We start from the raw sequence: 8,986 nt of genomic DNA on the forward strand, positions 1-8,986 counted from the left end.
GCTGTAGTGGTAACCCTGCGCGACGTCGCAGCCGTACTCCTTGAGCCTCTCGACGATGTCCGCGTTCTCCACGCCTTCGGCAACGCAGATCACCCCCAGATCGTGGACGAGATCGATGACGGCGCGAACGATCGAGGCAGCACGCGGGTCTTCCAGGATGGAAGCAATGAACTCCCGGTCCAGTTTCACCTCGTCGACGGGGAGCTCACGCAGGTACTGAAGGCCGCCGAAACCGCTGCCGAAATCGTCGATCGACACCCTGATACCAGACTCGCGCAGCCGCTCCAGCACGGTTCGGGTCCTCTCGAAGTCCTGCACGATGAGGTCTTCGGTGATCTCCACCGTCAGCATCGTGGACGCCAGCCCGTGGGCCGACAGCGCCGCGGTCAACCGTTCGGGTAGGTCGAAGTCGTCGAAGGACGGCGCGAACACGTTGACGGCGACCGGGACCGACTGGCCACGGTCACGCCAGTGCGCCACGTCGGCGAGCGACTTCTCGAACACCAGATCCGTGACGGCCGCCATCAGGCCGTTGTCCCGGACGAGCGGGAGGAACGCGGCCGGCTCCAGCAATCCGTGCTCGGGGTGCGGCCAACGGACCAGTGCCTCGACGCCGACGACGCCGCCGGTGCCGAGGTCGATCTTCGGCTGGTACACCACGGCGAGCTCACCGTCGTCGACGGCGCGTCGAAGGTCGTCGAGGAGCTCGGCTCCGTCGTCTCCGCCCCCGCGCTCCTCGGACGGGAGTCCGTCCAGGAGTAGCGGGGCCATCCCCGACGCGAACGTGTGCACGCGCCCCGTACGGGTTCGCTTCGCCGCGTACATCGCCAGATCCGACTGTTTGAGCAGCACGTCGGCGCGCAGATCGAGGTCGCGGGCCGGCGCCATCGACAAGCCCACACTGGGCCGGATGGACAGCGCGTGGCCGTCGACCACGAACGGGTCGTCGAACGCCTCGACGACCCGCTGCGCGACGAGTTCGGGGCTCTCTGGCCCCTTTTCGATCAGGATCGCGAACTCGTCACCGCCAAGGCGGGCAACCGTGTCGCCGCTGCGCACCGCGTCGAGAATCCGCGTCGCGACCTCCACCAGAAGGGCGTCCCCCGCCGCATGCCCCAGCCCGTCGTTGACCTGCTTGAAGTGATCGAGGTCCAGCGACAGCACTGCCAGCACGCCGAACAACTCGCGCTTGTGGAGCTCGACGGCGTGCGCCAGCCGGTCGTGGAACAGGAACCGGTTGGCCAGTCCGGTCAGCGGATCGCGCAGCGCCTGATCGGCAACGACGGCCAGCAATCGCTGGTTTTGCCCGGCCACGAGGATCTGCCGGACCAGGACGATGACCACCAGCAATGCGGCGCCTGTCAACTCCATCGCCGATGCCGGGTTGACGAGATCCCGAACGACGACGACGCCCGCCACTGCAACCGGAAGGTAGGGCAACCACGACCAGGCGTTCACCGCGGCACCGCGACCCGTGCGGTCGCGCCGAGAGCTCGCGAGCGCGGCGAGACCGAAGGCCAGCATCGACGCCGCCCAGCCGGCGTCGAGGAGATCGCCTCTTGAATAGCCGCCCTGCGCGACGAGGTGGCGGTAGGCGTCGTTGGACACGGCCATCAGCACGACCCCGGCGAGCAGGAGCGCGACGGGCAGTCGCACGTCACCCCTGGCCCGGATCAGCACCAGCACTCCAATCCCGATCGCAACGAGATCGATGATCGGGTAGGCCAGCGTGACGGCGAACGCGAACGGGCTTGCGCCACCGAGACCGATCGTGTCGCGCAGGATCGCGACCCAACCGATCAGGAACAACGATCCGAAGACGGTCAGCCCGTCCATCAACAGCCGGGCTGCGGACAGGCCGGAGTGCCCGACGGGCAGCAGCATGAACGCAACGCACGTCGCGACCGGCAGCGCGAGGAACCCGGCGTCGGCCACTGTGGGGAACGGGACGTCGGTGGCGTGCGCGAGGGGGTGGAGCGACTTGACCACGCCTCCGAGGACCCAGCCGGCCGCACCGACGGTGACGCACGTCCACGCCATCCGCGTCCTGCCGTGGTTCGCGCCCGCCGCAGCAAACGCGCAGCAGACGGCGAACAGCCCGAAGACCACGAAGGCCGTTTCGCTGACCACCCGAGCTACCGCCGGGCTTCCCACGGGCCCCAGCAACTGGAGAGCGAGCAGCAAGCACAGGAAGATGGCGCCGAGCAGAACCCCGACGCGGGCCGTCCGCTCAGGCAATAGCAAAGCCACTTGGAAGTCCTTTCAGCGTCAAGGGGCTCGGGAATCGGCCAGCAGGGCTGGTGTTCTCGAAACTATACGTCAGGGCAATTAGATCAACCGGCAAACTCAATTCAGATAATCCCAGAACTGCAGCCACTTGATCGTCGCGAACACCACCAGGGTCAGCGCATAGCCGGCACCGATGATCAACGCGCCGATCAGACTGATCCGGGAACCCGCACCGTCCACCGGGTCCAGCCACTTGCGGAAGGGGCGCGTCACGTTGGGCATCAGCCACCACTGCAGTGCCGAGACGCTGACGATCTGGCTGACCCACAGCGCCAGCCACGGCTCTGCCCCGGCGCGATCGAGAAGTGGTCCGAAGAAGCGGGACAGCACCATCACCGTCGGATAGAGCACCAGCAACACCAACATCGCCGACTTCCAGTTCGGCGTCATCAACGTCCGGCCGTCCTGAATGCGCACCGTCGTCGCGAACGGCGTGGTCTGCGAGACTGTCGAGAACCCCTTGGTCAGGCTGGACCGCAGACCTGGCAGCGCCTGGTCGCGCACCGGTGAGCGCAGCCAGGTGGCCAGCTGCTCCGGCGTCCTGAACCGCAGCATCGACAACCACTCGTTGCCGCTTTCCGGGGGCAGCAGAACCGTGCCCTGGTAGCCGGGAAACGTCGAGCTGGCACCGGCGAGCCGATCCTGTACCGCCAGGAATTCGGCCTCCTTGCCCAAGGTCACGTCGTGCCGGAACGCACTGACACCGGGGATGTCGTCGATGCCATCGCCGAGTAGCAGATCGGTCGCTCGAATCCAGAACCCTTGGGACTGACCACCTTCCAGAATCGAGCGTCGATCGCGGCTGTCCAGCCAGTCGTGTAGGAGCCGCTCGCTGGAGAAGGTCACCGCCATGGCCCAGTCCAGCTCGGCGTCGTGGACCGACATCGCACTGGACGTAAAGCCCTCTGCGGCACGGGCCGACGCCCGCAGGCCGGACAGCCAGTTGTCGAAGGCCACCGGATCCGCGGCGGGATGGAAGATCGTCACTGCTGTCACCGCGCCACGCTGCGCGCTCATGGCATTCCCCCTAGCCTGCCGTCGCCCTGCGGCCCTGCACGTAGACCTCCGCGATCGACGACTCCCGAATGCCCATCAGTAGCGCGAAGAGGGTCTGCTCGCGCGCCAGCCCGGGATCGTCGGATCGAACTCCCTTGGCGAGGGTGTCCTCGAGTTGCGGGGTGCCCGACGGGTCGATCACGACGAAGTCGGCCTCCTTGCCGACGTCGAAGTTGCCGAAGCGGTTCTCCATGTCCAGCGCGCGGGCCCCGGCCAGGGTGCCGACGAACAGCATCTCGGCGGGATGCAGGGATACGCCGTCGTCGCCGGGTTCGGTGATGTGTTGTTTGAACGCGTCGCCGAGCACGCGTGGGATCAGCCACTCGTCACCGCCGCCCATGTCGGTTCCCGACGAGACGTTCACTCCCGCGGCCACGGTCCGCTTCCACGGCATGGTCCCCGACCCGAGGAAGAGCTGCGAGATGGGGCAGTGCGAGATCGACGAACCGGTCTCGGCCATCCTGGCGAGTTCGACGTCCTGCATGTGTACGCAGTGAGCCAGGATCGAGCGTCGGCCCAGCAGGCTCTTGCCGCCCACCTTGGAGCCGGGCAGGAACTTGCCGTCGTAGGTGTCGAGGTACGTGTCCACCTCGTAGGCCTGCTTGGTGCTGTCGACCTCGCCGGTGCCGGGGCGGTTGTTCTCGTTGAGGTGGCTGTGGAAGTACACGCCGCGGTGGCGCACCTCGTCGTAGAGGTCGCCAAGGCTCTTCAACGTCGCGGTGGTCACCGACAGCGAGAACCTCGGCACGATCGCGACGTGCAGGAGCGCCGTGTCGACGTCACCCGTGTCGGCGGCATGCCACTTCTCGATCTCCTCGCGCGTCAGCCGGATCGCATCCGCCTCGGACGTGATCAACGCCGTCGCGCTCTCGGGGCCGACGGTCTGCATGCCCCTGCCGCTGACGATGCGCAGGTTGGCCTTCAGCGACTCGCTGAACAGCGCGTCCTGCGCGTGCGGGAACGCCGAGCCGAATGCCATGGCCGCGGTGGTTCCCGCCGCCACCCTGCGCTTGCAGAAGTCCACGGCCGCCTGCTGCGCGAAGTCGGGGTCGGCGAACTTGGACTCCGCGGGGAACATGCACAGGTTCAGCCACTCCAACAGCTGTCCACCGCCGTAGGAGTCGCCGGCATAGGTCTGCGGGAAGTGGACGTGGGTGTCGACGAAGCCAGGCAGCAGGAATCCGTGGCGATGGTCGTGCACCGTGCTCGACGCGTAATCGCCTGGTATCTCGGCTCGCTCACCGCAGTAGACGATCCGGCCGGCATCGTCGATCACCAGCGCGCCGTCGGGAATCGAGACCAGCGCGTCGGCGGCCTCGGTCACCAGCGGGCTACCCGCCACGTGAAAGACGTGACCCAAGTGAACCTGGCTTGCCATCCGTTACTCCTCGGTTTGCGAATGCGGCGGCGCCGCAAGCGATGTACATCCGGCCCGACGGCCACCATGACGAGCCACGCTAACCGCCGCGACCTCTGCCCGCCAGGGATGTGGCGATTTCGCTGCCGGGTGTCAGCAAACGATCGTCGCGACTTTTGCGGACTGCGGGGCGCGGCCCCTCGAGGTGCCTTAGAGTCAGCCGTCGGTGCGTCGGATCGGCGGCGAGGCAAACACATCGTTGAGCTGGGAGCACGAACAGTGGACATCACCACGATCGAGGAAGTCATCCGGGAGACCGCCGACCCACCCGGGGATCTGTGGCGTCCCGGCGATGCCTGGTTGGCGGGCGGAACGTGGCTCTTCTCGGATCAGCAACCGGACGTGCGACGCCTCATCGACCTTGCATCCCTTGGCTGGAACTCGCTGGTCGCCGACGCCGACGGCCTCGAGATCGGTGCGATGTGCACCATTGCCGACCTGTATTCGCTTGCAGGCCCGCCGGATTGGATGGCTGCACCGCTCCTGCGCACCTGCTGCGAAGCCTTCCTGGCGTCGTTCAAGGTCTGGAACTCCGCAACGGTGGGCGGCAACGTCTGCATGTCATTGCCCGCCGGTCCGATGATCACGATGACGGTCGCTCTCGAGGCGACGTATGCGCTGTGGCCGGCAAGCGGTGGCGAACGCCGGGTCGAGGCGGTCGACTTCGTGACCGGCAACCACGAGAACGTCCTCGGACCCGGCGAGTTGTTGCGCAGCATCCACATTCCGTCGAGCGCGCTGCGCAAGCGGTATGCGTACCGGCGCTTCACCCTGACCCACATGGGCCGGTCGACGATCTTCATGATCGCCACGCAGACCCCAGGCACCGACGACCTGTCGATCACCGTCACCGCGGGCACCACCCATCCCGTCCGGTTGGCGTTCGACGCGATGCCCACCGCCGATGCCATGGCGCGCGCCATCGACGGCATCGGCGACGACGTCTGGTTCGACGACCCCAACGGCACTCCCGATCACCGCCACCACCTGGCCAGGCACTTCGCCGAGGAGATCCGCACCGAGCTCAGCACTGGAGCCCGCCGATGACCTACACGGTGAACGGCGCGGAGTACGACGCCGAACCAGACCCCGGCCAGTGCCTACGCACTCATCTTCGGTCGCTTGGCGTGCACGGCGTCAAGAAGGGTTGCGACGCAGGCGATTGCGGAGCCTGCACGGTGTGGCTGGACGGCACTCCGGTGCACAGTTGCATCACGCCTGCGTTCCGCGCCGACGGCCGCGAGGTCACCACCATCGAGGGCCTCGGAACGCCCGAGAACCTGCATCCCATGCAGGAGCAGTTCCGCAACGCCCCAGGCTTTCAGTGCGGCTTCTGCACCGCGGGCATGATCATGACGGCGGCGACGTTCACCGAGGAGCAGAAGCAGGATCTGCCCCGCGCGCTGAAGGGAAACCTCTGTCGCTGCACCGGTTACCGCGCCATCGAGGATGCGGTCAACGGGGTCAGCGCCATCGAGGAGGCCACACCGGGTCAAGCCGTCGGCACCAGCGTCGGAGCACCCGCCGCCACCGGTGTCGTGACGGGAACCGTCGAGTTCACGATGGACACCCAGATGGAGGGCATGCTGCACCTCAAGGTGCTGCACTCGCCGCACGCGCACGCCCGCATCGTGTCCATTGACAAGTCGGCCGCGCTGGCCGTGCCCGGCGTGCATCGCGTGTACACGTGGGAGGACGTCCCCCGCAAGCGCTACAGCACCGCGATCCACACCGACCATCTCGTCGACCCCGATGACACCTACATGCTCGACAACGTCGTACGCTTCGCGGGCCAGCGGGTGGTGGCGGTGCTTGCCGACTCGGTCAGGGCCGCCGAGGAGGGCACCCGCAAGGTCGTCGTGCAGTACCAGGTCCTGCCCGCGGTGTTCGATCCCGAGGAGGCGATGGCCGACGGCGCCCCCCAGCTGCACTGCTACGACGACCCATTCGCCCACGACAAGGACCACAACGTCCTCTTGGAGTTACACGGCGAAATCGGCGATGTCGAAGCAGGATTCGCCGAGGCCGACGTGGTCCACGAGGCCACGTACTTCTCGCCGCGCGTGCAGCACGCACACCTCGAGACCCATGGAACGATCGCCTGGATGCAGGACGGCAGGCTCAACGTCCGCACCGCGTCGCAGTCGCCGTCGGTCGCCAAGGTCAAACTGTCCTATCTGTTCAGCCTGCGGCCCGACCAGCTGCGCGTGTTCTGCATGCGCGTCGGCGGCGGTTTCGGGGGGAAGCAGGAGTTGATCTCCGAGGACCTGGCCGCACTGGCCACGCTCGACACCGGACGCCCCGTGTCGTGGGAGTTCACCAGGGAGGAGGAGTTCACCACCGCCTCGCCGCGGCACCCGATGAAGGTGACGGTGAAACTCGGCGCCAAGGCCGACGGGACGCTGACCGCGTTCGGCTACCGCAACGTGTCCAACACCGGCGCGTACGGAAACCACGGCGGTGAAACATTGTTCGCCGCCGGTGCCGCGATCGCGCTCTACCGTTGTCCCAACAAGAAGTTCGACGCCTGGTCGGTCTACACGAACAACGTGCCGAGCGGGGCGCTGCGCGGCTACGGCATGACGCAGCCGGGTTTCGCGGTGGAGTGCGCGATCCACGAGTTGGCCGTCAAGCTCGGCATCGACCCGTCGGAGCTGCGGCGGCGCAACGTCGTACGCCCGGGTGACGCCCTGCTGGCGCTCGCCGACCATGCCGATGACGTGGAGTTCGCCGAGGACGGCATCACGGCTTGCATCGACCTGGTCGACGAGGCGTTGCGGCTCGACGACAGCGGAAGCGAGCTTGGCGATGATTGGCTCGTCGGCGCTGGGACCGCGACCTCCCTGCACGAGACCGCGCCACCCACCGACCACATCTCGGATGCGTGGGCGACGCTGCGCGAGGACGGCATCTACGAGATCGCCGTCGGCACCGTGGAATTCGGCGAGGGCACCTCCACAGTGCACGTGCAGATCGCGGCAACGAACCTGGGCACCACCCCGGATCGGATACACCTGGTCCAATCCGACACCGACAGGACCGGATTCGACACCGGCGCGTTCGCAAGTGCGGGCATGTTCGTGGCGGGCAACGCGGTGAACTACGCCTCGACCGCCCTGCGGAACCGCATCCTGGGATTCGCGGCATCGGTCACCGGTGCCGACGTCGCCGACTGCTCGATGGACGACGACGGCGTCGTGTGCGGTGACACCCGCCTGTCGCTGCTCGAACTCATCGAAGCGGGCCGATCCCGAGGCGTCCGGTTCACCGAGTCCCGCAAGGCATACGGTTCACCGCGCAGCGTCACGTCGAACACGCACGGATTCCGCATCGCCGTTCATCGGGTGACCGGTGAGATCCGCATCCTCTACAGCGTGCACGCCACCGACGCAGGCACGATCATCAACCCCGCGCAGGTGCGCGGCCAGGTCGACGGCGGCGTCGCCATGGGCATCGGCTTCGCGCTGACCGAGAACTTCCGCGTCGACGCTCGTGGTGTGATGGTCAACCCGAACCTGCGCAACTATCGCATCCCCACCTACGCCGACGTCCCCCGCACGGAGGTGCTGTTCGTGAAATCCACTGACTCCGTGGGTCCGATGAAGTCGAAGGGCATGGCGGAGTGCTGCATCAACCCCGTGGCGCCCGCGTTGGCCAATGCACTCGAGGATGCGACGGGTGTCCGCTACCGTGACCTGCCGTTCACCCCCGACCGCATCTACGAACGCCTGGCGTCGGCCCATGCCCGCTGACGACGCCGCCACCGTCATCATCGGCCTGCGGGTGAAACCCGGCTCCGAGAAGGACTTCGCGGCGTGGCAGCACGAGACGAACCGAGCCGCCGCCCACTACCCGGGTTTCCTCGGGGCGGAGGTTACCGCGCCCACCGAGCTGCAGCCGGACTGGGTCGTGGTCTACCGGTTCGACTCGGTGGCCAACGTCCAGGCGTGGATCAACAGCGCGACCCGGCAGGATCGGGTGGCAGTCGGCCGGCAGTATCTGGACGGCCCCGCCACCCAGCAGGTCGTCGGCGGTGCCGCCAAGCCGACCGATCAGCTCGTCACCGTCGTGATAAGCCATCGGGTCGGTCCCGATAACATCGCGGAATTCCTCGCCTGGCAGGACCGACTTCGCTTGGCGGAGACGACCTTCAGTGGGTTTCGCGGGTCCGAGCTGTTCCGTCCGATCGAGGGCGTCCAGGATGAGTGGACCGCCCTGTACCGG

The 8,986-nt window shown here is 67.1% G+C and carries 6 protein-coding genes; 3 read left to right on the top strand and 3 right to left on the bottom strand.

The features are described from left to right. The 3 genes from ACRDUX_RS39835 to ACRDUX_RS39845 all read right to left on the bottom strand — a co-directional run. A partial coding sequence (locus ACRDUX_RS39835) for a putative bifunctional diguanylate cyclase/phosphodiesterase (RefSeq protein ID WP_526422897.1) occupies positions 1–2,250 on the bottom strand: 2,250 nt, incomplete at its 3' end. A 96-nt stretch (positions 2,251–2,346) separates the two neighbouring features. Next, a complete protein-coding gene (locus ACRDUX_RS39840; RefSeq protein ID WP_526422899.1) occupies positions 2,347–3,306 on the bottom strand; it encodes an antibiotic biosynthesis monooxygenase in 960 nt (319 codons plus the stop codon). 10 nt (positions 3,307–3,316) lie between these two features. Next, positions 3,317–4,723, bottom strand: coding sequence for a guanine deaminase (locus tag ACRDUX_RS39845; RefSeq protein WP_526422900.1), 1,407 nt, complete (start codon positions 4,721–4,723; stop codon positions 3,317–3,319). A 258-nt stretch (positions 4,724–4,981) separates the two neighbouring features. Between ACRDUX_RS39845 and ACRDUX_RS39850 the strand changes: the two genes are divergently transcribed. From ACRDUX_RS39850 to ACRDUX_RS39860, 3 genes are all read left to right on the top strand, one after another. Further along, positions 4,982–5,809 carry an FAD binding domain-containing protein gene (locus ACRDUX_RS39850; RefSeq protein WP_526422902.1) on the top strand — a complete coding sequence of 276 codons (828 nt, stop codon included), beginning with the start codon at positions 4,982–4,984 and terminating at the stop codon, positions 5,807–5,809. Beyond that, positions 5,806–8,514, top strand: coding sequence for a molybdopterin-dependent oxidoreductase (locus tag ACRDUX_RS39855; RefSeq protein ID WP_526422904.1), 2,709 nt, complete (start codon positions 5,806–5,808; stop codon positions 8,512–8,514). The genes ACRDUX_RS39850 and ACRDUX_RS39855 overlap by 4 nt, the downstream gene beginning before the upstream one ends. Further along, the coding region (locus ACRDUX_RS39860) for an antibiotic biosynthesis monooxygenase (RefSeq protein WP_526422906.1) at positions 8,504–8,986 on the top strand (483 nt) is incomplete at its 3' end. The genes ACRDUX_RS39855 and ACRDUX_RS39860, both read left to right, overlap by 11 nt.

It is taken from the genome of Mycobacterium sp., assembly GCF_050701675.1.
Taxonomy (GTDB): domain Bacteria; phylum Actinomycetota; class Actinomycetes; order Mycobacteriales; family Mycobacteriaceae; genus Mycobacterium.